Annotated in this window: 22 protein-coding genes and 2 other annotated features; of the genes, 4 read left to right on the top strand and 18 right to left on the bottom strand. The window is 36.5% G+C overall.

What is annotated here, in order from left to right:
- Positions 1-4 precede the first annotated feature (4 nt).
- From trpD to MKX29_RS19140, 4 genes are all read right to left on the bottom strand, one after another.
- Positions 5-1,030: an anthranilate phosphoribosyltransferase gene (trpD, locus tag MKX29_RS19155; RefSeq protein ID WP_224938456.1), complete on the bottom strand. Its 1,026-nt coding sequence runs from the start codon at positions 1,028-1,030 to the stop codon at positions 5-7.
- Positions 999-1,613 carry an anthranilate synthase component II gene (locus tag MKX29_RS19150; protein WP_341107109.1) on the bottom strand — a complete coding sequence of 205 codons (615 nt, stop codon included), beginning with the start codon at positions 1,611-1,613 and terminating at the stop codon, positions 999-1,001. Before MKX29_RS19150 ends, trpD begins: the two co-directional genes overlap by 32 nt.
- Entirely contained in the window at positions 1,610-3,016 is a 1,407-nt protein-coding gene (trpE, locus tag MKX29_RS19145; RefSeq protein ID WP_445662711.1) for an anthranilate synthase component I, read from the bottom strand. The genes MKX29_RS19150 and trpE overlap by 4 nt, the downstream gene beginning before the upstream one ends.
- A gap of 61 nt (positions 3,017-3,077) precedes the next feature.
- Positions 3,078-3,332, bottom strand: a binding site (T-box leader).
- A 37-nt stretch (positions 3,333-3,369) separates the two neighbouring features.
- Positions 3,370-3,615, bottom strand: a binding site (T-box leader).
- A 33-nt stretch (positions 3,616-3,648) separates the two neighbouring features.
- Positions 3,649-4,302: an MOSC domain-containing protein gene (locus MKX29_RS19140; protein ID WP_341107106.1), complete on the bottom strand. Its 654-nt coding sequence runs from the start codon at positions 4,300-4,302 to the stop codon at positions 3,649-3,651.
- 154 nt (positions 4,303-4,456) lie between these two features.
- Between MKX29_RS19140 and MKX29_RS19135 the strand changes: the two genes are divergently transcribed.
- Positions 4,457-5,704: an MFS transporter gene (locus tag MKX29_RS19135; RefSeq protein ID WP_095372983.1), complete on the top strand. Its 1,248-nt coding sequence runs from the start codon at positions 4,457-4,459 to the stop codon at positions 5,702-5,704.
- A 188-nt stretch (positions 5,705-5,892) separates the two neighbouring features.
- On the opposite strand, the gene MKX29_RS24530 is transcribed toward MKX29_RS19135, so the two are convergent.
- Positions 5,893-5,976: a putative holin-like toxin gene (locus MKX29_RS24530; protein WP_224938507.1), complete on the bottom strand. Its 84-nt coding sequence runs from the start codon at positions 5,974-5,976 to the stop codon at positions 5,893-5,895.
- Positions 5,977-6,103: 127 nt separating this feature from the next.
- On the bottom strand, positions 6,104-7,939 hold the full coding sequence (locus MKX29_RS19130) for a PTS fructose transporter subunit IIABC (protein WP_251161797.1): 1,836 nt from the start codon (positions 7,937-7,939) through the stop codon (positions 6,104-6,106).
- A gap of 535 nt (positions 7,940-8,474) precedes the next feature.
- On the opposite strand from MKX29_RS19130, the gene MKX29_RS19125 reads away from it, so the two are divergent.
- Positions 8,475-8,687, top strand: coding sequence for a hypothetical protein (locus MKX29_RS19125; protein ID WP_341107104.1), 213 nt, complete (start codon positions 8,475-8,477; stop codon positions 8,685-8,687).
- Positions 8,688-8,695: 8 nt separating this feature from the next.
- Here the strand turns inward: MKX29_RS19125 and MKX29_RS19120 are convergent, their stop codons facing one another.
- Positions 8,696-9,088, bottom strand: a complete 393-nt coding sequence (locus MKX29_RS19120; RefSeq protein ID WP_341107102.1) for an acyl-CoA thioesterase — start codon at positions 9,086-9,088, stop codon at positions 8,696-8,698.
- A 99-nt stretch (positions 9,089-9,187) separates the two neighbouring features.
- Entirely contained in the window at positions 9,188-11,173 is a 1,986-nt protein-coding gene (locus MKX29_RS19115) for an acetoacetate--CoA ligase (protein WP_341107100.1), read from the bottom strand.
- A gap of 339 nt (positions 11,174-11,512) precedes the next feature.
- On the opposite strand from MKX29_RS19115, the gene guaC reads away from it, so the two are divergent.
- The gene (guaC, locus tag MKX29_RS19110; protein WP_251161799.1) at positions 11,513-12,496 is read left to right on the top strand and encodes a GMP reductase; all 984 of its coding nucleotides are present in this window, start codon (positions 11,513-11,515) and stop codon (positions 12,494-12,496) included.
- A 74-nt stretch (positions 12,497-12,570) separates the two neighbouring features.
- Here guaC and MKX29_RS19105 read toward each other — a convergent pair whose 3' ends face one another.
- The 8 genes from MKX29_RS19105 to MKX29_RS19070 form a co-directional block, all read right to left on the bottom strand.
- A complete protein-coding gene (locus MKX29_RS19105) occupies positions 12,571-13,347 on the bottom strand; it encodes an enoyl-CoA hydratase/isomerase family protein (protein WP_341107097.1) in 777 nt (258 codons plus the stop codon).
- A gap of 15 nt (positions 13,348-13,362) precedes the next feature.
- Positions 13,363-14,556, bottom strand: coding sequence for a thiolase family protein (locus MKX29_RS19100; RefSeq protein WP_289433978.1), 1,194 nt, complete (start codon positions 14,554-14,556; stop codon positions 13,363-13,365).
- Positions 14,557-14,568: 12 nt separating this feature from the next.
- Positions 14,569-15,717 (bottom strand): acyl-CoA dehydrogenase family protein, encoded by a 1,149-nt coding sequence (locus MKX29_RS19095; protein ID WP_341107094.1) that lies wholly within the window; start codon positions 15,715-15,717, stop codon positions 14,569-14,571.
- 15 nt (positions 15,718-15,732) lie between these two features.
- Positions 15,733-16,623: a 3-hydroxyacyl-CoA dehydrogenase family protein gene (locus MKX29_RS19090; protein ID WP_341107093.1), complete on the bottom strand. Its 891-nt coding sequence runs from the start codon at positions 16,621-16,623 to the stop codon at positions 15,733-15,735.
- A gap of 19 nt (positions 16,624-16,642) precedes the next feature.
- Positions 16,643-18,253 (bottom strand): long-chain-fatty-acid--CoA ligase, encoded by a 1,611-nt coding sequence (locus tag MKX29_RS19085; RefSeq protein WP_341107091.1) that lies wholly within the window; start codon positions 18,251-18,253, stop codon positions 16,643-16,645.
- A 21-nt stretch (positions 18,254-18,274) separates the two neighbouring features.
- On the bottom strand, positions 18,275-19,423 hold the full coding sequence (locus MKX29_RS19080) for an acyl-CoA dehydrogenase family protein (RefSeq protein WP_224938469.1): 1,149 nt from the start codon (positions 19,421-19,423) through the stop codon (positions 18,275-18,277).
- A gap of 184 nt (positions 19,424-19,607) precedes the next feature.
- On the bottom strand, positions 19,608-21,281 hold the full coding sequence (locus tag MKX29_RS19075) for a sigma-54 interaction domain-containing protein (RefSeq protein WP_224938470.1): 1,674 nt from the start codon (positions 21,279-21,281) through the stop codon (positions 19,608-19,610).
- A 78-nt stretch (positions 21,282-21,359) separates the two neighbouring features.
- Positions 21,360-23,168, bottom strand: coding sequence for a S9 family peptidase (locus tag MKX29_RS19070; protein WP_341107087.1), 1,809 nt, complete (start codon positions 23,166-23,168; stop codon positions 21,360-21,362).
- Positions 23,169-23,472: 304 nt separating this feature from the next.
- Here MKX29_RS19070 and MKX29_RS19065 point away from each other — a divergent pair, with 304 nt between their 5' ends.
- Positions 23,473-24,468 (top strand): aromatic acid exporter family protein, encoded by a 996-nt coding sequence (locus MKX29_RS19065; RefSeq protein WP_251161805.1) that lies wholly within the window; start codon positions 23,473-23,475, stop codon positions 24,466-24,468.
- A gap of 333 nt (positions 24,469-24,801) precedes the next feature.
- On the opposite strand, the gene MKX29_RS19060 is transcribed toward MKX29_RS19065, so the two are convergent.
- Positions 24,802-25,137, bottom strand: coding sequence for a hypothetical protein (locus tag MKX29_RS19060; RefSeq protein WP_224938473.1), 336 nt, complete (start codon positions 25,135-25,137; stop codon positions 24,802-24,804).
- Between the two features lie 132 nt (positions 25,138-25,269).
- Positions 25,270-25,668 (bottom strand): hypothetical protein, encoded by a 399-nt coding sequence (locus tag MKX29_RS19055; RefSeq protein ID WP_224938474.1) that lies wholly within the window; start codon positions 25,666-25,668, stop codon positions 25,270-25,272.
- Positions 25,669-25,769: the final 101 nt, after the last annotated feature.

The raw sequence follows: 25,769 nt of genomic DNA, 5'->3' as shown, positions 1-25,769 counted from the left end.
GAGTCTATATCACCTTTTCTGTAGATTGAACACTTAATGCTTTTAGTTGCTCTAACTTTTCCATGGCTGCGCCTGAATCAATGATTTCTAAAGCAAGTTGCACGCCTTCCTTAATTGATTCAGTTCTTCCACCAACAAAAATACCTATCCCAGCATTCAGCGCAACGGTTTCTCGATACGCCCCTTTTTCTCCGTCTAAAACCCGAAGTAAAATAGCTGCATTTTCTTTTGCATAACCACCACGAATTTTTTCATTCGCATATACATGTAACCCCACCTCTTCAGGATGAAGCATAGTCGTTTGAATGTTTCCGTCTTTTAAAATAGCTAAATAGTTTTCACCTTGTAAGGAAGCTTCGTCCATATACCCTGCTCCATTGATAACGACCGCTCTTTTTCGTCCTAGCTTTTGAAGGACTTCCGCAAACATTTCAACAGCATCTCTTTTATAAATGCCTAATAATTGATTTTCTAAATTCATTGGATTAATTAGCGGACCTAATAAGTTAAATGTTGTCGGAATTCTTAAATCTTGTCTGACTTTCATAATCCTCTTGATTTGCGGATGAACATTAGGTGCAAATAAAAATGCGATGCCAATCTTTTCTAATATTCCTTCAATTTGTTGTGGTGATAAATCAAGACGAATCCCTAAATGTTCCAAGACATCCGCACTGCCCGTTTTACTTGATACACTCCTATTCCCATGTTTCGCCACAGGAATACCGCTTGCAGCTATAACAAAAGCAGAAGTGGTACTAATATTAAAGCTTTTTGAACCATCTCCTCCAGTACCACAATTATCCATTAAATGAGGAATAGATGTATCAAAGGTTAGCGCATAAGCTCTTAATGTTTTTACAAATGTTGCGATTTCATTAACCGTCTCTCCTTTTGCTTTTAAACTAACAAGAAAGGCAGCAATTTCACTATCCGTAATATCTGGTGAAAACAGATATTGTACAGCTTCTATCATTTCTTCTTCCGTTAATGAAATGCTATTGGTTAATTGCAGCAGTATTTCTTTCATCATTCTCTCTCCTTTTAGTGTTTTCAATAAAATGTCTCAACATCTTTTGTCCTTGTAATGTACCAATGGATTCAGGGTGAAATTGAAATCCATATAAATCAAATGCTTCATGCTTGATGGCCATTATTTCGCCATCCTCTAGTGAACGTGCTGAAATATTGAAGTACCCTGGAAGGCTACCTGATTTGATGACTAATGAGTGATATCTCATCACTACGAGCGGTTGGCTCATATATTGAAATACCCCCCCACCCGTATGCATCATGTTTGAGGTTTTTCCATGCATAATTTTCTTCGCTTCAGTGATTTCACCTCCGAATGCATATCCAATTGCTTGATGACCTAAACAAACACCTAAAATGGGGTATTCTTGATGTAATTGTTGAATCAATTCCACACATATCCCTGCATTTTCTGGGCGCCCAGGGCCAGGTGACAAAATGATATGTGTCGGATCTAATAAACGAATTTCTTCGACAGTTATTTGGTTATTTCGTTTCACTACGACCGTTTGCCCAAGTTCTCCTAAATATTGATACAAGTTATAAGTAAATGAATCATAATTATCAATTAATAAAATCATTTGTTTGCCTCCAGAAATGCCTTTAATTTATGAATCGTTTCTTCATATTCTTTTTTAGGAATCGAATCATAAACAATTCCTGCACCAGCTTGAATATATGCGTTCCCATCCTTTGCTACCATCGTTCGAATAGCAAGAGCAAAATCCATATTACCGTTTGTCGATAAATAACCAATGGCTCCGGAATAGATCCCTCTTTTTGTTTCCTCTAATTCATTGATAATTTCCATCGCTCTTATTTTTGGTGCACCTGATACTGTACCAGCTGGCAGGCAAGAAATAAGGGCATCAATATTTGTACATTCATTCTTTAACTGCCCCTCTACTTCAGAAACGAGATGCATCACATGTTTATATTTTTCAATATTCATATATTTCCGAATGCTAATCGTCCCAAATTCACATACTCTACCTAAATCATTTCTCCCAAGATCAAGAAGCATTCGATGCTCTGCCACCTCTTTTTCATCTTGCTTGAGCTCTTTTGCTAACAGATCATCTTCTAAATTACTTCTCCCTCTAGGCCTTGTGCCGGCAATTGGATTGGTCATTACTTTGTGCTGATTCACCTTTACTAAACTCTCTGGTGAAGCCCCCGCTACTTTGTAATCACCAAAGTCCAAGTAATACATATATGGAGAAGGATTATCAATTCTGAGTTTTCGGTAAAAATCAAAAGGATCTCCACTTATTTCTGCTTGTAACCGCTGAGATAATACTACTTGAAAAATATCTCCCGCCTTTATATATTCCTTTGCTTTTTCTACTTTTGAGATAAAGGCATCTTCGCTCATTAATGGTCTATATTGACTGATTCGCGCTTTTTCACCCGTTTTTTGCTCCATAGAAAATAGCTCTGCCTTACGCTTACTTAATTTTTCTTCTAGTTGCCTCTTATTTGATACGATAGGTACGCCTACTAAAAATAATTTTTGCTTCAAATGGTCAAAAACAATCACTTCTTCAAAGAACATGAAATGTACTTCGGGAATTTGCAAATCATCCTGTATTTCAACGCCTATTTCTTCATATTGTCTTATGACATCATAACCAGCAAACCCCACGGCACCACCAATAAAAGGGAATTGTTGAGAATTGTGAACGCCAATTTTTTTCATTTGCTCTTTGACTACTTCTAACGGTTTATTTTTTACTTCTTCTCTCTCATTTTCTGAGAGTATAACCGTAGTTCTTGCACTTCCTTGCACTTCTAAAACGGGATTGCAGCCGATAAAAGAAAATCTACCAGCGTCTTCATGTTTTAAAGAACTTTCAAACAAGAATTTCTTTTTACCTGAAAGCTTTTGATAAATGGCAATTGGTGTTAATAAATCACCGTCATTGACTTCTAAAATAACCAGGGTTTCTAAAGTCTGATTCATTTCTTCACTTCTCCTTATCAATAATAAATCGAATTTTAACGCAAAAAATCCCCTATACCATAAACGCTCAATAGCTTTAGGTATAGAGGACGTATCTATATAGATGCGTGGTGCCACCTCAAGTTCAGAATGTCCATGTGGACATTCTCTTTTTCAAGTACAGATGTCAAAATCGATACTCTATCCTTTTAACGGCGGAATCCCGTGTCCCTTACTTACATTTTTCAGGGTACCTCTCACAAGTCCATTCCATTTATCGATCACACCGGATTCCCACCAACACCGGCTCTCTTATGTGATTAACGATAAATATACTACTCTTGATCAACGATTTTTTTTATGAATTTAATCGAAAAAGGGCCTCTCTCCTTATTAAAAAGGACGAGAGACCCGTGGTGCCACCTTTATTAGCTGTAAATTACAACTCACTTAACAAATACGAATAACAAATTCGTATTTATCTCTTTTAACGATGAGACATTCGCCAGAGCCTACTAGTTATAAAGGTTCGGTCTGGAAGCTCGGAAGTCCATTCACTTATATCACCCACTGATTCCCACCAACCATCAGCTCTCTAAAATGAGCATATATAAGATACTACTCTTCGTCATTGCTTACGTCTTTATTTGTTACATATGATATGCCTGATTCTTTTAATTGTCAATAGGTTTTCGTTTATTTTTTAATCTTTTTTCTAAAATTTCTGTCCACTCTTGCGATAACCCCGATACATTCAACAGTTTTTCCATTGCTTCAATATCTTTAAGTTTATGTAGTATAATATCAGTCGCATCCCATACAGACAGTTCCGATTGCTTTCTTTCGACTAATTGAATTTCTGACTGAAGGTTAATCGTTCCTTCTTTTAACACACGGAAAAAATAACCTGTATGATTCGTCTGAAAAACCTTTTTTAGTAATTGATCTTCACCATTAAATTTTGAGATGGTTGAACAAGGAACTCTCCCTTGTGTCACTTCAACAATCGTTTCACCAATTGCAAACACATCTCCAATATATATTTCCTTCTCAGTCATATTTGTTGTACTAATATTTTCACCAAAAGAAGGAAGCATAAAAGTACGGTTAAATGCCTTTTGCCATTTTTCATAATGTTCGTACGGATAAAGACATAATGCTCTGTCAATCCCACCATGAAAATCTGTATTAGCTACTCCGTCACCTTCAATCGCATCTTTTTTTAAAAAGAGTTCTTTTACAGGTGTTTTACCGATAGCAGATGTTTCATGCTTTTCTTTCCATTGATAATCTTTAGGTTTACCTTTACTTAAAGATACAATTCTCAATTTCCAGCCCCCTTTATCTACCTTTCATTTTAGCTTTTATTACTAATTTTTACTAGTTAAGAAAAAACAAAATTGTAGCCATACTTTCTGTTCATTTCGTTCATATTAATAAATAGTGTTTGTGAGGGTAAAAACTATTGAAAGTGAGTTAACCATGGACCATATTGAACAAGCCATACAAAAAAAGACGAGTAAAAATAAAAAACAAAATAAAAAGAATAACCAAAAATGGGCTATTTTATCTATTTCTTCCATCCCACTTGTCATGACCCTTGGAAATTCTATGCTCATACCTGTCTTACCAGTTATGGAAAAAAAACTATCAATTAATTCTTTCCAAGTAAGTATGATCATCACAATATATTCCATTGTCGCAATCTTTCTCATCCCGATTGCCGGTTATCTTTCTGACCATATTGGAAGAAAAAAAGTCATTATCCCTAGTCTGTTGATTGCAGGAATTGGTGGAATTGTTTCTGGTTGGGCTGCATGGAAGTTGGAAAATCCCTATACGGTCATCTTGATTGGAAGAGCCCTTCAAGGGGTAGGAGCTGCCGGAGCTCAACCAATAGTCATGCCATTAGTTGGAGATATGTTTAAAAATGATGATGATGTAAGTAGTTCGTTAGGTTTAATCGAGACCTCCAATACTTTCGGAAAAGTATTAAGTCCCATTTTAGGAGCTTTGCTTGCTGGGGTAATTTGGTTTTTACCTTTCTTTTCAATTCCTGTTTTTTGTTTATGTTCGATTATCTTAATGCTGTTTCTCGTAAAAACACCCAATAAGCGAGAAGAACCTATTCCTTTTAAGGAATTTTTTCAGCATATAAAAGACATCTTTACACAAAAAGGAAAATGGTTATATGCCATTTTTCTTATTGGTGCAATCCTCATGCTTGTTCTATTCGGGATATTATTTTATTTATCCGATTTATTAGAGAAAAGCTATCATATAAAAAATATAAAAAAAGGTCTGCTCCTGGCATTACCTTTATGTTCACTCTGTGCATCTTCCTATATTACAGGAAAGTTAATTAAGCAAAACAAAATATTGATGAAGTGGATGATATTTGTAAGTTGTTTAGGAGCAATGATCTCTGTAGCATTACTAAGCTTAAATGACCAACTTTGGTTTATGATTATGCTGTTTCTGTTATGCGGGATTGGTATCGGAGCGGCGTTGCCCTGTTTGGATGCAATGATTACTGAAGGCATTGAAAAAGAACAAAGAGGGACGATATCTTCTATTTATAGCTCTATGCGTTTTATTGGTGTTGCAGCAGGACCACCTATTACGGCATTATTGTTAAAGCATGCAGAAAATTGGATGTTCTATATCTTTAGTCTTATTTTACTGATAGCGGCATTAGCAACCTTCTTAGCAATTAAGCCGAAATCATAAGGAACACAGAAGATAAACCCGTGACAACTGAACACTCATATGATATGATTTTATTATATATTACGTATAAAAATGACCACAGGTGTTGCAGCACCTGTGGCCATCTGCAATAGGTTCGTCCTAAAAGGGGACGGCCAAATAAGTTTGACGTAGACCTCACCCTAAAAGTTTAAAGGCTCAAGGGGGGTCTATTTTTTATGATTAAAAGCTAAGACCGCCATAATCAGTGTTGTAAATGAAATCATCAACATTAGAGATTCAAATACTGTCAAAAGGCCTCACCCCCTTTCTACGGGGTTAGCCGACCACCCTTGTGAACACTATCGCTCTTCCATTATAACATATTTTCACAAAAATATAAGAACACATGTTCTCTTTTTGAAAATTGAGCCTATCCACCTATTCTACTTTAGGTTTTCTTTTGATGGTTCCTAGCAACAAAGCAGCAAAAAGACTACCTACCGCAATGGCCAACAAAAAGGAAAGAGAAGAACCGAACACAAAAGGTGTAACTAATACTCCTCCATGAGGAATCGCAATCCCTGTATGTGTTGCCATCGACAACGCACCCGCAATAGCAGAACCAAGGAGAATTGGTGGTATATACGCCTTTTTATTCCGCTCGACAAAAGGGATCGCTCCTTCAGTCATAAACAAAAAACCTTTTACATAATTCGTACGATAATATAAACGTTCATTTTTAGAGAACTTCCAATAAAAAATACTCGTCGCAAAAGCAATGGCAAGTGGGGGAACCATTCCACCAACCATAATAGCAGCTAATGGTTCGTATACACCATTTAACATAAATCCAATACCAACCAAATAAGTCATTTTATTAATAGGACCACCTAGGTCAATGGCCATTAATAGTCCGAACATCGCACCAATCAAGATAGACAAAGGTGTCGTCATCGTTTGGAATAATGTTGTAATGGATTGTGTTAACCAGGTTAATGGTTGTAATAATACAAACATCGCCAATAAAGTCATCAAAATGCCGATGACAGGATAAATGATAATGTTCGACATCGCTGTGATAGAAGATGGTAAATAATTCGTCCATTTCTTTAAACGATTAATAATGAACCCACCGATTAAACCTGCACATATCCCACCAATCAAGCCTGAACCATTCATTGCAGCGAATAAACCACCAATTGCTCCTGGCGCAAATCCTGGGCGATCACTAATGCTTTTACCAATATAGCCAGCAAATATAGGCATTAATAAAACAATAATTGTTTGATCACCGAAAAAAGAGAGAATCTCCCAAAATTGATGACGAAAATCTGAACTAAAAATCGTTAATGACAATAAAAATCCGGCGGCAATGGCAAGGGGGAGCATATTAGATAACCCATTCATCACATGTTGATAAAGCTCTCTTGACCAAGTTTTACTATTTTTATTTACATGATTATGGTCATATATATCACAATCTTGTGAAACAGCTTTCTCTAATAACTGAAAAGGTTTACTCATACCATCTGCAACAGAGGCTTGCACCATATGTTTGCCACTAAATCGCTCCAACTCTACTTTTGTATCGGCTGCAATAATAATGGCAGTTGCTTTTTCTATTTCAGCCTTTGTAATATGTTGCTTAACCCCAGCAGCTCCATTTGTTTCGACTTTTAGAGGAATATGCAAAGTGGCGGCAGCTGACTCTAAGGAATGAGCCGCCATATAAGTATGAGCTATCCCTGTTGGACAACCTGTAACTGCTAAAATAAATGGAGTCTCTTCATTCGTTTCATAAGTTTCATTTCTAGTATCATCTTTATCCAATTCACTAATAATCGAGAGTAAATCACTCTTTGACTCTGCCGTCATTAGTTTGAAATGAGTTTCTTTGTTCATTAAAATGGTGGATAACTTAGCTAATATATCCAAATGGAGTTCATCGGCGTTTTCCGGAACAGCAATAAGGAAGATAAGATGGGCTTTTTCACCATCTAAAGAGTTAAACTCTATCCCTCCATGACTCCTTGCTAAAGCAATACCAACTTGTGTGACTGCCCTAGATTTTGCATGGGGAATCGCAACGCCGTTGCCTATACCTGTAGTACTTTGCGCTTCTCGTTTAAGCACATCAGCAAGGAAAAGTCCTTTTTCCTTTATACCACCATCACTGTATAGCGTATCGACTAACGCAGTTATCGCTTCTACTTTTGTCACTTCCTCAAGTGAGAGAAGAATTGATTCTTCACTTAATAAATCAGTAATATTCAATACCTCTCTCCTTTCCACTAACAAAAAGTCTTTTTATCTTTCAATCATACAAAAAATAATAAGAAAATCAATCATTTTTTCTAGCAAATGATAATTGCTGAAATTGTTCATGTATGCTAGAATCAAAATAACAATATATAGTTAAATTCAACTTCACTAATCACTATATATTGTATTTCGCAAGATTATCCTCATCCATAGTCTCATTTTCCGTTTCTTTATAAGAAACGGCTTTTTTCTGTTTATCTTTTCCCTTTTGATTATGTCATCACCCAACGATTGGAAATAAAATGATACTTCCAGTATATCTAAAGTTCCTGTATAACTATAGATGTTTACATATGCATTTCTTACTATTTTTATGACTATTCTGTGACCATTGTATCATCAAATAAAGAAATCATTATTTATAAAATAGGTCAATAAAATAACTCCATATAGTCCGGTTACATGTTACAATATGAAAAATGCAATATATTACTATTGTTTTGATTCAATTATAACGAAGTGATTAAAATATAGAGGAGTATGGATCATGGCAAAGCCATCTAGTGAAACAGTCATCTTTTATATTGCAGGGAGTATTTTCACTGTCTTATCAATTGGTGGAATTACTTTTTTATTAACAGAATGTTATCAATCACAAACCCTCAATGGTGCAGAGCTATGGATTATTATGCTCGTTAGTTTTGCAGTCACCGCTTTATGTGATTTAGAATTAGAACTTGAAAAACAAAGTGACACATAAATAAGTCACTAACAGGCAGAGGTAATCGTTTTGATTACTGGAATTGCTTTTCTTGTTTGCAAATGGAACATAACAAAAACCTTTTCACTTGTTGCGATGATTTTTTGATCTCTAGTTACCATTTGTTGAGAAATGAGAAAACTCGTATGACCCACTCTCTTTAATGTTGTCGTAATCTCTAACAGTTCTCCCACTAATGCCTCTTTTATATATTCACTTTCCACTTTCTTTACAACGCAACCGATATGTCTTGATTGTAAATATTGATTCGTTAGACCAAGCGCTAAAAACCAGTCATCAATACCGCATTCAAAGTAGTTGAAATATTTCAAATAGTTCATATGACCAAGTTCATCTATATCACTCTCACGAACAACAAGACTTGTTTTAATTTTTTTCAATTTAAGCCAGTCCTCCTTTTTGTATGCTACTTCCTCGGAACAATATTGATAAAAATGGTGAAAGAAAAGTACTATCCATTCCTTTCACCAATTGAAAACCTATTGATTGATTGCCCTTCTTTTATGAGCAAATTCAATATACGTTTTAAGTATTTCTGGATTAGCCATTGAACCAACATTAATCACTTTCTCTGGCTGATGACCTAATAATATCCTTTTAATCGGTACTTCCATCTTCTTACCGGTCAACGTTCTCGGCACTTGCTCCACAGCAATAATTTCATTTGGAACAAAGCGTGGTGAAACTTGTTGCCATATGACATCTTTAATATGTGAAATGAGTCCATCTTCGAGTAGTTGATCTCGCTTTAACACTACAAATAATGCCATATATGAATCTTCTTCCAGGGTTTCTAAATCCACTACTAAGCTATCGCTCACAACCTCTATACTTTCGACTGCTCGATAAATTTCACTAGTACCTATGCGAACGCCTTGTTTATTAATGGTTGAGTCTGATCTGCCAAAGATAACGGATCTCCCTTTATCATCAAACTGAATCCAATCTCCATGACGCCAAATTCCCGGAAAAGTACTAAAATAACTTTCTTTGTAACGCTTATCACCTTCATCATTCCAAAAATAAATTGGCATCGATGGCATTGGATTAAGAATCACTAATTCCCCTACCTCATTAAGTATGAGCTTTCCATCGTCATTAAAAGCTTGGGCGTTTACTCCTAAAGCCTTTGTTTGAATTTCTCCAGCACGAACAGGCAAAACGGGGGAACCTCCAATAAAAGCTGTGCATACATCTGTACCTCCACTTACAGAGGCTAACCACACATCCTGTTTAACCTCGTTATATACCCAATTAAAACCGTCTATACTTAGGGGAGAACCTGTGGAACAAATGGCTTTTAAATGGGGGAATGTATACTTTTCTCTTGGTTTAATTCCTAATTTTAAACTTGCCTGTATAAAAGCAGCACTCGTGCCAAAGAAACTTACTTTTGTTTTTTCGGCTAATTCCCATAAAACATCGGGTTTCGGGTACATTGGGCTACCATCATATAAAACAATCTTTCCACCTGTTAAAAGGCCACCAACAAGTAAATTCCACATCATCCAACCCGTTGTCGTAAACCAAAAAAATACATCTTCGTTTGTAACCCCTTCTTCAATGACTAATACTTTTAAATGTTCAAGTACAATGCCTCCTTGACTGTGTACAATCGGTTTAGGCAATCCTGTCGTTCCAGATGAAAATAAAATCCATAAAGGATGATTAAAAGGCACTGGTTCAAAAACAAGTTCACTCTTTCTTTTCATTACTTCGTGCCAGTCGATTGTTTTCTGTGGATTTAACCGTTTATTATCACTATTTATGCTCTTAAACAACACGGTTCGCTTCAAAGTTGGTAGTGCATTCTGTAAGTGAACCACTTGTTCAACTCGGTCTGATGTTTTGCCATTATATACATAACCGTCCACTGCAATGAGTACATTCGGCTCAATCTGTTTGAAACGTTCCACAACACTTTCCATACCGAAATCAGGTGAACAACAAGACCACACTGCTCCAATACTCGCACATGCTAAAAAAGCAATAATCGTCTCAGGGATATTAGGCATATAACCAACGATACGATCTCCCTTTTTTACACCTATCTCTTTTAAATAACCTGCTAGTGAAGCCGTTTTTCCCCTTAATTCTTTCCAGGAAATTTCCTTTATATCTTCCATTTCTGATCGGAAAATAAGGGCTGTTTCATCACCTCTATCATTTCTGAACACATGCTCAGCATAATTCAATGAGGAGCCTTCAAACCATCTAGTTCCTGGCATTTTTCGAGATTGTAAGACATGTGAGTATGGCGTATATGAAATGATTTGACAATATTCCCAAACATACCCCCAGAATAATTCTAATTCATCAACTGACCATTTCCACAAATGATGGACATCATTTATTTCGAGCTTCTTTTCGTTTCTGATCCAATGAAGAAATTTTGTTACCCCTGCTTTCTCTATCTCCTTTTCGCTCGGTTGCCATAAAAGCTGACCTTTTGAAACCGCTTCCATTTCCTTCGCCCCCTTCATACTCTTTTGTAAAATGGACGGGAATCTGAGATGAAATAAATTTCCATTATATATATATTATCAAAAAAATCGCCATTATCATACTATTTAGCATATATTCTCCTAGTATAAGTGACTACAACGATTATTATTATTAAAAATCATTCTAAGTGTTTAGGTTCCTATCTTTTTCCTTGACTTCGAAAATTTTAATTAATTCTAACATTTAGCTTTTTTCTAGAGATAACCTTTGACAAGTTGGATAAAATGATGTAAATTACGTAATGGGCGAACAATTAATATGTTAACCCAATATAATATTCGTATTTTGAGGTGCTAGCTATGGAAAACGTATTTGATTATGAAGACATTCAATTAATTCCTGCTAAATGTATTGTGACTAGTCGTTCTGAGTGTGATACGGCTGTAACGCTCGGAAAACATAAATTCAGACTCCCAGTTGTTCCTGCAAATATGCAAACAATTATCGATGAAAAAATTGCTACTTATCTTGCTGAAAACGGTTATTTTTATGTCATGCACCGCTTCCAACCTGAGACGCGTAAAAACTTTATTAAGGATATGCATGCACGTGAACTCATTGCCTCTATTAGTGTTGGTGTAAAAGAAGAAGAATATGGTTTTATTGAAGAATTAGCTTATGAAAAAATTGTACCTGATTATATTACAATCGATATTGCTCACGGGCATTCCAATGCAGTCATTCAAATGATTCAACATATTAAATTACATTTGCCTGATGCTTTTGTTATTGCTGGTAATGTAGGTACACCTGAAGCTGTCCGTGAATTAGAGAATGCCGGTGCAGACGCAACAAAAGTAGGTATTGGGCCAGGAAAAGTTTGTATCACAAAGATAAAAACTGGTTTTGGTACAGGTGGCTGGCAATTAGCTGCACTTCGTTGGTGTGCAAAAGCAGCAAGCAAACCTATTATTGCTGATGGTGGGATTAGAACACATGGCGATATTGCAAAGTCTATCCGTTTTGGCGCATCAATGGTCATGATCGGTTCATTGTTTGCTGGTCATGAAGAATCACCTGGTGAAACAATTGAAAAAGATGGTAAGCTCTTCAAAGAATATTTCGGTTCAGCCTCTGAATTCCAAAAAGGCGAACGTAAAAATGTTGAAGGCAAAAAAATGTACGTCGAGCATAAAGGTTCTCTTGTGGATACATTAAAAGAAATGGAACAAGATTTACAATCTTCTATTTCTTATGCTGGTGGAAATAGGCTGGAGAGTATCCGCAATGTAGATTATGTAGTAGTAAAAAACTCAATCTTTAATGGTGATAAAGTTTATTAAACAGCACGATTAAGCCAAGATAATCATTTATTTCATCCTGCCAGGGAATTGACCCCCGGGCAGGATGAGTGCGTTTATTTTGAAGTAAAAACAGGTTTTCTTTTCTCCATAAAAGCTTTTGTTCCTTCCTTTTTATCCGCTGTTGCAAATAAAACTGCTTGTGCTAATTTCTCAATTATTTGTCCTGTTTTTTGATCGGTTTCTGCACCATATTGTACAGCCATTTTAGCTAGCTTAACCGCTAATGGACCTTTAGCTAAAATTTGCTCTGCTATCTCATCTACTTTATCCTTCAAAAATTGCAATGGGACAACTTCTGTTACTAAGCCATGTGTCATTGCTTCCTCAGCGGAAAGAAATTTTCCTAATAGAATCATTTCTAACGCCTTTCCTTTTCCAACAATTCGCGATAGCCTTTGCGTACCACCAGCACCTGGGATAATTGACAAATTTAATTCTGGCAAACCAATCTTGGCATGATCAGCCATCACTCGTATATCACATGCTAATGCCAGTTCACATCCTCCGCCAAGGGCAAGACCATTAATCATGGCAATTGTCGGCATGTCATAAGCTTCAATTTCATCATAAATCTCTTGCATACTACCTGTTGCAAAAACATCTAACATTTCCTTCTCATTTAGTTGGGTAATGTCTGCACCTGCTACAAATGCCTTGTCTCCTTCTCCTGTAAATACAACAAGCTGGGACACTCCATCATGTTTAATTTCTACAAGAGCATCCCTTATCTCACTAAGCGTTTCTTTACTTAATCTATTTCTTACTTCTGGTAGATTAATATATATATAGGCAAGTTGACCTTCTTTTTTTACAATAATGTTTTCATACATCAGATTTCCTCCTTCTTATTTTTGAAGGTTTTCAATCAACATAGCCATTCCTTGGCCGCCACCGACACAGAGAGAGGCAATGCCAAATCTTCCCTTCTTTCTTGCTAGTGCATGCATTAAAGTAACGACAATTCTAGATCCGGTTGATCCAAGTGGATGTCCGAGAGCAATTGCTCCGCCATTAATATTTATTTGTTCAGGTGGTAGCATCAACTCTCTTTGTACTGCAATGGCTTGAGAAGCGAACGCTTCATTTATTTCAAATAAATCTATGTCTGCGATACTAAGCTTTGTTCTTGCCAATAGCTTCCGTATTGCCGGTACAGGTCCAATCCCCATGACTTCAGGTGAAACACCGACAGATGTCCAATCATGAATCATTGCTTTTGCTGATAATCCCCTTTTATCAGCTTCTTGTGCTGTCATAAGCAAGAGTGCTGAGGCGCCATCATTTCTTCCACACGCATTTCCCGCAGTTACGCTACCACCTTCTTTAAATACCGGCTTTAAGCTGGCAAGCTTTTCTCGTTTTGTCTCCGGTCTTGGATGTTCGTCTTGAGCGAAAGTGATTTGTTCTCTTTTGTTTTGTATTGTTACTGGGATGATTTCTTGTTGAAATGCGTTCATTTCTTGCGCCTTTTTATACTTTTGCTGACTTTCATATGCAAACTGGTCTTGATCTTCCCTAGCAATATTGTATCGCTCGGCAACATTTTCTGCTGTCACCCCCATCCCTAAATGAGCGCCATAAATTTCTTGTGGTTGTTGACCATTCTCTTTATTGGCATCCACTAGTATTGTTTGGTCACCTCCAAAACGTGAGCCTCTAATAAAAATGGGGGAATTACTCATACTTTCCGTACCACCTGCGATAACAACATTGGCCTGTTTGGAGTAAATTTGTTGCATACCTGAAGCGATGGCTTGCATGCCTGATGCACATAATCGATTCACAGTAAAAGCGGGGGAAGTTTCAGGAATGCCCGCTCTTAAAGCAGCTACTCTTGCCACGTTGGATGATTGCGAAGATTGTCGCACTTCTCCTAATATGACTTCTTCTACAGTCGATGGGCTCACATTGACACGTTTAAGTAAGCCAGATATAACATCGGAGGCTAAGTAGCTAGAAGATATATTTCGTAATGTTCCTCCATACCTTCCAATCGCTGTTCTTACGCCATCTACAATGACGATTTTGTTTAGGTCCATTTTCTTCCCCCCTTAGTTATATTCTTTATTTAATTGAGCAGCGATGATATTTTTTTGTATTTCTGATGTTCCTTCATAAATCCTCGTAATTCTCGCATCACGATAAAACCGTTCAATAGGAAAATCTGAAATGTATCCAATCCCGCCATGGACTTGTACGGCTTTATCAGCCACACGGTTATATACCTCTGAGCCGAATAATTTAATCATCGCAGCTTCCTTAATTACTTTCTTCCCTTCATCAACCATCGTAGCTACTTGGTACGTAAAAGATCGTAATGCTTCTATATCGACAGCCATTTCCGCTAGCATATGAGCAACGGCCTGATGCTCAATAATTGGTACATTGAACTGCACCCGTTCTTTTGCATACGTCATTGAAAGATCTAATAATTTTTGGGCGGAACCTAAGTTTCTGGCAGCCAAGCCTGCACGTCCGTTGGCAAGAATTGTTAATGCATTCACATACCCTCTCCCTTCTTCACCTAGGACATTTTCTACTGGGACTTCACAGTCTTCCATAATTATTTCTGCTGAATGTGAACCACGAAGGCCCATTTTATGTTCAATCGCTCCTACTTGAAAACCAGGAAAACTTTTTTCTACAATAAAAGAAGTAATCCCTTTTGCACCTTTAGATGGATCTGTGACAGCCATAACCGTAAAGACATCCGCTTGAGGTGCATTTGTAATATAGTGCTTTAACCCATTTAAAATATATTTATCGCCTTTACGTACTGCCGTCGTTTTTAAATTAGTGGCATTCGAACCAGCCTGTGGCTCTGTTAATGCGAAGGCACCTATTTTCTTTCCTGTAGCCATATCAGGTAAGTACTTCTGTTTTTGATATTCATTTCCCATTTCCACAATGCCCACTGATCCGATACCCGTATGACCGCCAATCAAAGTGGTGAATCCATTATGCGTGGCACCAATTTCTTCATACAAGGCACATTTGCCTACCATCCCAATGCCTAACCCACCATATTCTTCTGGAATACTTAAACCAAATAAGCCTAGCTCTTTTGCCATTTCTACAATTTTATCTGGGATGTGATCCTCTTTTTCGATCTGCATCGCAACCGCTTCCACTTCATTTTGCACAAACTCTCTAACACCTTTTTGCAACACTTCGATATCTTCACTTACTGTATAACTCATATCATCTGCCTCCCTTTATTTTTGAATATTCTCTATTTTCTTTCCGTGTTGATCGTATGCGTACCATCTTTTACCTGTTTTTCTACCTAATTCACCTTTTTCCACTTTTTCTACTACCGACTGTTTAGGGCGATCCACCTCGAGCCCTGTTTCTGCATATCTTTGCTTCCTTACAGCATAATTTACATCAAGACCAGTTAAATCCATTAATGCAAATGGACCAATAGGATGACCTAAAGCCTTTTCGACAACGACATCGATTTCTTCATAACTGGCATATCCATGTTCATATAAATAAATCGCTTCATCCATGAGTCTCGCTAAGATACGATTGGCGATGAAACCTGAAATTTCTTTTTGTAGAAGTACTGGTTTTTTTCCAATACTATGAATGAATGTCATCGCTTGCTGGGCAACGTCCTTTGAAGTATGCGGACCTTGAACAACCTCCACAAGCTCCATCACAAGTACTGGGTTAAAGAAATGGATATTACATACACGATTTTGATAGGTTAACTTATCTATCAATTTAGAGCTCACTATAGTGGAGCTATTCGTCGCAATGATACAATTTTCCGAGACAATCTTTTCTAAAGATTGAAATAATGTTTGTTTTGCCTCTAAATCTTCAATAATAGCTTCTATGATAATATCTACATCATGTAACTGGTTGATTTCAGTAGTAAATGTTAAATGTTCGAAAGCTTTATCCACCTCATCACGCGAAAATCTCCCTTTTCTTACCCTCTTTTCTAACTGTGTTTCTAACACTTCTTTCGCTTTTATTAAACGATCGTTAGATATATCTTGTAACACGACATCATATTGATGAAGCGCTGCTACAACGGCAATTTGTGCACCCATTGCTCCCGCTCCAATCACACCAACTTTTTTTATATTTGTCATTCTCGTTTATTTCTCCTTTCTAATTCTTCTCTTTCACAAGTAATCTTTTCAATAATTTACCAACACCATTTCTTGGTAGGTGACTTCTTTCTTCAAAAACTCTCGGTACTTTATAAGGTGTTAGTTTCGTATAACAAAATGCTTTAATTTCTTCAAGATGGAGCGTATAACCTTCTTTAGCCACAAGAAATGCTTTCGGAATCTCTCCATTTTCAGAATCAGGGATACCGACTACTGCAACTTCAGCAATACCTTGATGTTCATAAAGGACATTTTCCACTTCTTGAGGATAAATATTAAACCCCGAGAAAAGAATCATTTCTTTTTTACGACCGACAATATAGAAATACCCATCTTCGTCTACTGTGGCTAAATCACCTGTAAATAACCACCCTTCTTGTAACGTAGCGGCTGTCTCTTTCTCATTGTTCCAGTAACCCTTCATCACTTGTGGACCTTTAATGACCAATTCACCGACCTGATTAATCCCCAAATCCTCCTGTTTTTGATCAACGATACGACAATCTACAGCAGGAACAGGAATACCGATGCTACCATGTTTATGTGTACCATTTATTGGCGTACGGTGAGTCGTTGGGGAAGTTTCCGACATACCAAACCCTTCTAAGATGGTACAACCAGTTAATTGCTTGAATTGTTTAATAACCTCTACTGGCAATGGCGCTGATCCGGATGAACATATTTTAAGAGAGTTTAATCCTGCGGATCGTACATTGGGATGATGGATAAAAGAAAGATACATTTTAGGGACACCTGGAAACATGGTTGGTGCATATTTCTTCACTTGATTTAAAACCTCATCAACGTCAAAACGTTCAAAGAGCAAGATTCGCGCTCCTAAAAAGATGCCTACATTCATAGCACTTGTCATCGCAAACACATGATAAAGCGGAGTTGCCGCTAATATCGTTTCGTTTCCGAAAGCCACTTTTTGTCGATACATCACATAACTTTGGTAAACATTCGCAATTAAATTATGATGTGTAAGCATGGCTCCTTTTATCGTTCCCGTTGTTCCGCCTGTGTATTGTATAATGGCTAAGTCTTTTTTAGGATCTATAGACGCTTCAGTAAATTTAGTACTTCCATTTTTAAAAATATCTTTCATATGATGAACGATTGAAGATACTTCCCTATTAATACTGACATTTGTGGCATACATAATATGCTCTAAATCATACACTTCTCTAATTTTCTGCAGTGCAGTAACTGATTTTTCACCAACAACTAGTGCGCGTAATTCTGTATCATGAAACACTTGCAATACCTCTCTTGGTGTATAGGCTGGGTTAATTGGCACGATGATAAGACCAAGTGCATGACTAGCATAATAGGCAGTGACATAATCTGGATGATTGCCAAGCCATAACCCGATTCTATCCCCTTTTTTCAACCCACATCTCTGCCAATACGAAGCGAGTGTGTCCGTTCGTTTCTTCAGTTCCTCATAGGTGAGTGTTTCGTGATTAAAAATGATAGCCACATGATCTCGATAAGAATGCGCAGTTTCCTTTAGTACTTCATATAGGCCAATATAAGGTATGTGGAAATTTGGCAACCGATCTTCATAATATTTTTCCCATACTCTTTTTAATGAGAGATTATTCAAGACACATTCCTCCTTTATGTGTCACATATAGTCTTTTAATATATCTCTTGCAATAATTAGCCGTTGGATTTCATTTGTGCCTTCATAGATTTTCGTTATTCTTGCATCACGATAATACCTTTCAACAGGATAATCAGCGACGTAGCCCATGCCACCATGAATTTGCACTGCTTTGTCAGCCACTCGATTAAACACTTCAGACGCGTAAAGTTTAGCCATTGAGGATTCTTTCACGACCTTTCTACCTTGATCGACTAAATGAGCGGCTTTTAATGTTAATGTTCTTGCTGCTTCTGTTTCTGTTGCCATATCAGCTAACATCCATTGAATCGCTTGGTTCTTTGCAATTGGTTTACCGAACTGAATACGCTCATTCGCATATTTCGCTGATAATTCAATGAGTTTATCACAAGATCCAACTGCCCTTGCCGCTAACCCAATCCGTCCTTCACTTAAAATAGTTAGTGCAGCTACATATCCAAGACCCACTTCTCCTATAACATTTTCTTCTGGCACTTCACATTGATCAAACAATAATTGTGCAGTATATGAACCTTTTAAACCCATTTTTTTATCCTTTTTTCCTACTGTAAATCCAGGAAAATCTTTTTCTATTAAGAAGGCAGTAATCCCCTTTGCGCCTTTGTCTTTATCTGTAACAGCAAAGACCGTAAATACATCTGCTACAGGCGCGTTCGTGATGAAATGTTTTGACCCATTAAGAATCCACTTATCTCCCTTTTTCTCTGCTTTTGTCGCAAGATTAGTAGCATCAGAACCTGCCCCAGGCTCTGAAAGGGCAAAACAAGCAATTTTTTCTCCTGATGCTAAAGCAGGTAAGTATTTTTCTTTCAAGTAGGGAGAGCCAAGCCTTACTAAACCTGTACTACCAATACCTGTGTGTGCACTAATTAAACTAACAAAACCATTATGCGTGCGACCTAATTGTTCTAATACAGCGGTTTTCCCAACCATGCCAAGACCAATACCCCCATACTCTTCTGGTATACTCATCCCAAATAATCCAAGTTCCTTCACTTGCTGAACCAAAGAATCTGGTATACGGTCGTCATCTTCAATTTGTTGTGCTAAAGGCTCTACTTCCTTCTCGACAAATTGGTGAACCATCTGCACGATTTGATCGATTTCTTGGTTTTGAACTGTGAACATAAGATCACTCCTTTGTTTGCTTTATTAATATAGATGCAAAAACCATGCCATCATTTTTAACTCATGATAAATCGTTAATGAATAGCTTTAACACAAGTTATATAGTTATTTTTTCCGCATCCTTTAAATCAGCAAAAAAGTAAACGCTTACTTTTTTGATTCAAAAAAGAATAGAGTAGATTCACTAATGAATCAACTCTATTCCATACTTTTTAAGCTTTCTTGAAATTGTCGGTTGGCTTGTATGCAAAGCGGATGCGAGCTCATAGGTTGTTGTACATTTTTTTAAAGCTTTCATAATAGCTTTTTTTTCTGCTGCTTCTACTACATCCTTTAATGTCTCTATTTTGTCATTTTCATATGGAAAATCTATTTCTCGCTGATATTCTGGTGGAAGATCATTCATTGTAATGATAGACTCTTGTGAGACAATAACCAATCTCTCAATTAAGTTGGCTAATTCACGAATATTGCCAGGCCATTGATAATGGTATAAAAATTTTTTTACATCATTATGTAGATCTTTGTTGAAATGATACTTTTCGTTCGTCTGTTTTAAGAAATAATTGATTAAGGGATAAATATCCTCCCGCCGGTCCTTTAAAGAGGGGATTTCAATGGTAATTACATTTAAGCGATAATAAAGATCTTCGCGAAAACGACCTTTATTCACCATCTCTTTTAAATCTCTATTAGTCGCAGCAATAAGCCTTACATTTACATTCTTCGTCTTCGTTCCGCCTACCCGTTGGATTTCCTTTTCCTGAATAACTCTTAACAATTTGACTTGTGAAGCCAACGGTAATTCCCCAATCTCATCTAAAAATAAAACCCCTTCATCGGCTAGTTCAAACATCCCTGGTTTCCCTTGTTTATCTGCACCTGTGAAAGCACCTTTTTCATAACCAAATAACTCAGATTCAATTAATTCTTCTGGAATCGCACCACAGTTTAGTTTAATATATTTGCCCTTCATTCTTCTATTGCTTGTTTCGTAAATATATTTAGCAAGAACATCTTTTCCTACGCCTGTATCACCAAGAAGAAGAACTGTGGCATCCACATTAACAATCCTTTCGGCGGTTTCGTATACATGCTTCATTTTTTCACTTTCTATGACAATTGATTGCTGATGTATGTTAATGTTTTGTTTTAACCTTTCAATTTCTTGACGGTAAGAGAGGTTTAATTTATTTGCTTCTTTTAGAGCATTTTGTAGTTCAATCAACTGTGATAAATCTCTAATATTTGTGACAACACTTTCTACTTCTCCTGTATCGTCAAAAACTGGACTACCTGTAAGGAGCAACGATTCATTGCCAGCTCGATTAAACTGGACATGTGAAATCGTTTCTTTCTTTTCTATCACCCTTTTCGTTAACGAACTCTCGAGAATGCCTCTTTCAATTAAAGCATCGACCTTTTTGTTCATATAATAGTCTTTTGGGATCCCTGTAATTCTCTCCATTGCGGAATTGGTTAAAATGGTATTACCGTTTCGATCGGTTAAATAAATACCATCGTAAGAGTTTTCTATGATTGCTTCTAGTAGCGTATTTGCCTTCATCAAGTCACTTACTTTATTCATTAATTGAGACAATTCGGAAGATAGAACCCCTATATATAAGTAGTGATGTTGTCCTGATTGACTTCTGATAAACAGAAGAAAATCTTCATCCGTTAAAAAGGCAACCTTTATCTTTTCATTACCATACGCATTCCATCTAGGAAATAGGTCGTCAATATACGTGGAAGGCTTCCCTTTTATCAAGATACGTAATGATTCGCTCATAGAAATAATTTCACCAGTGAGCGTTGTCTCTACTGTCAATAAAAGACTACGATTCTGTACAATCATCTACTATCTTCACCTCTTCACATGGTAAACAAATAGAGGAAATAATTTCACTATATTTCCTCCTAGCTTGGAACGTAATTAACTATTCGTATCGGCGGTTTTCTTTGTGTGCTGATCAAAAAAAGAGAGAACTTCTTCAAACACAAGCTGCTCATTTTCTTTTTTAGAAAATCCATGTCCCTCATCTTGTAATAAAATATACTTTACTTCGCGTCCTTTTTTCCTCAATGCTTGCACAATTTGATCAGATTCCTCCTTCACTACACGGGGATCATTTGCTCCCTGAATAACGAGCATCGGTTTAGTCATAGCTTCCAAATAAATAATAGGGGAGTATTCAGTGAGTTTTTCCTTATCTTTTAAGGGATTTCCAACCCATTGATCCATAATTGGTTTCCAATCTTCGGGAACTGATTCTATAAACGAAAATAAATTAGAAGGTCCGAAGATATCGACCACCGCTTTAAAATACTCTGGATGTCTACCATGTAAAAGTAGCGCCATATATCCGCCGTAGCTTCCGCCCATTAATAGAATGTCACCTTTCTTTGTATAACCTTTTTCAATTAGCCACTCTATACCAGCTATATTATCTAACCTAGGACCATCTCCCCAATCACCCTCTACCATTTTCATAAAGGACAGGCCATAACCTGTTGATCCTCTAAAATTAGGGGCAAAGATGCTATATCCATGATTGATAAGAAACTGAAAATAGGAACGAAAAGATTTTCTCTCTGCGGCTTGCGGTCCACCATGTGGCCAAAATATAACTTGGCCATTATTTACCTCTTTATTTGCTTCAAACCATAATGCTTCAATTTCTAAATCATCAAATGAAGGATAGTAAATCGTTGCCGGCTCGACAAGCTCAGATTCTTCCACACCTGGTACGCGATATTCAGTTAACTGCTTCCACTTTTCACCCTTTTTCAATTGATAAATATTGTGCGGTTTAATAGCGCTTCTTCCTAAAAGATATAAATTTCCTGAGTCATGAACAACTAATTTTTCAATGATATCACAAGGAATTTCTACCTTTTGTAAGGAATTATGATCTAATGAATAAGCATAAAGATAATCCTCCACTCCTTTTTCAGAAGTTAAATAGATGATGTGATTACTCTTATCATAATGAATGGATGAGAAACTTTCATGGTCAAGCCCGACGACTTTACGAAATTGCTTTGTCACGATATTAAATTCAGCCAAATAAGTGAAATTTTCTTTAAAGTTGGTGATCAAATAAATCGTGTCTTCCGCGGTAAACAAAGATCCAGTTACCGTATGCGCCTCTTCCTCCTTTTCAGTTAAACAAAGCTTTTCACGTTCCGTATGTACATAAGCGAGAGAATGCGTATTGGCAAATACAGTAGATGAAATATAACTCTCTTCATTTGGACTCCAACCATCTAGAAACGTCATACCTTCTTTACCCTCTAGGAAAAGTTCTTCTTGCTCTGTTTCTATATGATATCTATAAACATTTAAATAAGTTGGGTTATTTTTAGCCGAACTATAATATAAATACTGGCCATCTTTTGATAATAAGGGATTAAAATTCCTCGTTTTTTCATTATTGATTAGTTGTTTCAATTTACCACCACTTGGATGGACTGCATAATATTGCGCACACTCATCCCCATCTTGATCAAAACCCGCAAGTATAAATTTGCCACTCTTATCATAGAGAAGCCCCATGCACACTTGATTTTTGAATGTTAACTGAACTGGAAATTGTTGTGGCAAATTCATTGCCCATAAATTATAGTAGCCATTTAAATTTGTACTAAACACTACTTGGGACTCATCGGAATTAACGACAAAATCATTAATGCTTAACGTTTTTAGAAACTGATCCATCTCGGGTTTTGGAAATTGAATCATAGAGTTGCCCTCCTATTAATAGATTATTCTTATTATTCAGTATACCACACTCTATTTTACCAATTAAAACCAAACAAAAGCGAACATAGTATGACATTTTTATTTCAAATCTACTTGTTTGCAATAATTTCGCCGTAAATGCTCAAAATACCGATAGGAGGATGTACAAATGAACCTTCTTTTTTATTTATTTTTTCTTTCTTTTGATTGAAAAAGGTTCAATTGGTCATTCTGTTAATGCAGCGTGTTTATTTTAAACTTCCTTCATTATAAATGTAAGGCATATAGAAAGAGGATACTAACTATGATTAGACTATTTGGAGGGCGAATTTTCAAAACAGGCATTTCTGTCTTTATTACTGCATTTCTATGTCAGCTATTCACATGGCCACCAACCTTTGCAGTCATTACCGCTCTCGTTACGATTGAGCCTACGGCGAAAGAATCCATTCGCAAAGCACCAGCAAGATTTCAAGCTTCTTCTATAGCAGCTTCCTTCGCCGTTTTATTTACCTTTATCTTTTCAGATAGTTCGTTGGCTTACGCACTAACAGCCGTTTTCACTTTGATGATATGTACGAAGTTAAAGCTAGAAGATGGTCTACTTGTAGCCGCTTTAACCGGTATGGCCATGATTTCAATTGTACAAGAAGCTTATATGGCAACATTGTTAATGAGACTTGGAGGTACGACGCTAGGTTTATTAATTTCAACTTGTGTAAATATATTTATTTTACCCCCGAATTATTTAGTAAAAATAAGCAAAACGTCTACACAGTTATTGAATCGTATGGAAAATATTCTTGTATATGTAACAAACAACATCAAACAAGGAAATAGCAGCAGAAACGAGGTCAAACAAGTCATTGCAAAGATTGAGGAAGAAATAGCTCATTACCAACAGCTGATACAATATCAAAAAGATGAATGGCGCTTTCATAAATTTTCTAGGAAGGATGTATTTTACCTAAGGCAGAAAGAAAGGCATTTAACTATCATAAAACAAGCGTTTATCCACTTATTCCAGCTTGTAAACCTTTCTTTGAAAGAGCTTACACCTTCACCCTACTTAATGCGATTATTGCAAGATACTATACTGCATCTGAAACAGCCATCCAAGCAACCTAATGAAGAGGACTATTTCCATTTAAGGACACAATATACATTGAATGACAACCACCTTAAAATCGAGGAAAATATGCTCGCCATACAACAGCTCATCATGCAGTATCAAATGAATGAAGAAAAGTTAAGAAAACTAGATGAGAGAATAATGAATGTAGAAAACACGAGTACTTAAGATGTATTTATGAGAGCGTATGGTACAGAAGAGGATTTTATTTTGCAGCCTTATTTAAAATTTAAATGTAGTTAGTAACTGTTATTTTCCGTTATGAGAAGGAACTATTACTTTTAAGGCGCACTCACTCTTGGGGTTTCCTCTGAGAGCAGTGTTTCTCTCATTTACGTTACTTTTATTCTTGGGGCTTTTTCTAAAAGCAAGAATCCGCCCCTTGTACCACTCTTCTTACAGCTTTAGGAAAAAATGAATTTCCCTATTATCCTCTTTTACAATTCAACAAAAAACCACAGATCACTTAATCTGTGGCACTCTTTTCTATATTTATATTGTTCAACATTCATTGCATAGTGTGTACCCTGACACCTTATATCCTTTTCTTCTAAGAAATCGAATGCTCATGTTTTTTTCTATTTTTGATGAAGCAATAACGTGTACGCTCTTTCCATCGATTTCATGATAAAAGCGATGGAGATAAGCAATTGGAATATGCAGACGATGATGAGCCTGATCTACTTTTTCATTATAGTCCCTCACATCAACAATCCGAACATCGCTTTCTTGATTGTCTTGTAACACTTGTGCCTTCACACCAAATACCGGCAAATATCTACTATATATAAAAGTCAAAAGTAAAATGATTAAGAGTATACTAATAAACGTAAGCATTTTTCCTCCTAGGATGTTATATTCACCCTCATATTCTATACCCCTATTGGTATGAAGTCAACAAGAAGAACTCACCCTTCATATATCAATTACTAAGCGTCATTTATTTTTTCTAAAACCTACAGCTGAAAGCTATTTTTTTATCTCACTTTCATGTTTTGTAAAAGTAAGTAATAAGAAAAGAACAAAGCTAATCAATAGGATACTTCCTCCAACAATATAAAAAACCGTATTAATCATCTCTGGCATAAAACCTGGTTTAAAGATAAACATTGCCATTCCAGCGGTTAAACCAATTGTGCCGATAATGGCAGTAGTGACATGTAATTTTGCAAGGAATCTTAGCTTCGGAGTAAATAATTGATAATATACCGCCCATGCGAAAAGTGATAGCCAGCCAACAACTAAACTATGGGCATGGATGGGTTTGAAGGCATAACTCCCTGCTCCGGCCATATGTGATCCTAGAAAAGCACCTATCACTGCAAAGATAGCAGAAAACCTAAGTAATATTTTGCTAAATTTATTCAATTGACACTCACCCTTTTCATCTTCATTCATTTGATTTTATTTTGTCATCATATGTCCTATCTCACCTTTTATGACTGACAAAATAAGGTTATAGAATGAAT

Source organism: Cytobacillus sp. FSL R7-0696, from assembly GCF_038006865.1.
Taxonomy (GTDB): domain Bacteria; phylum Bacillota; class Bacilli; order Bacillales; family Cytobacillaceae; genus Cytobacillus; species Cytobacillus kochii.
Note: the sequence above shows the minus strand (reverse complement) of the source record. Positions and strands in the feature narration are given on the sequence as shown.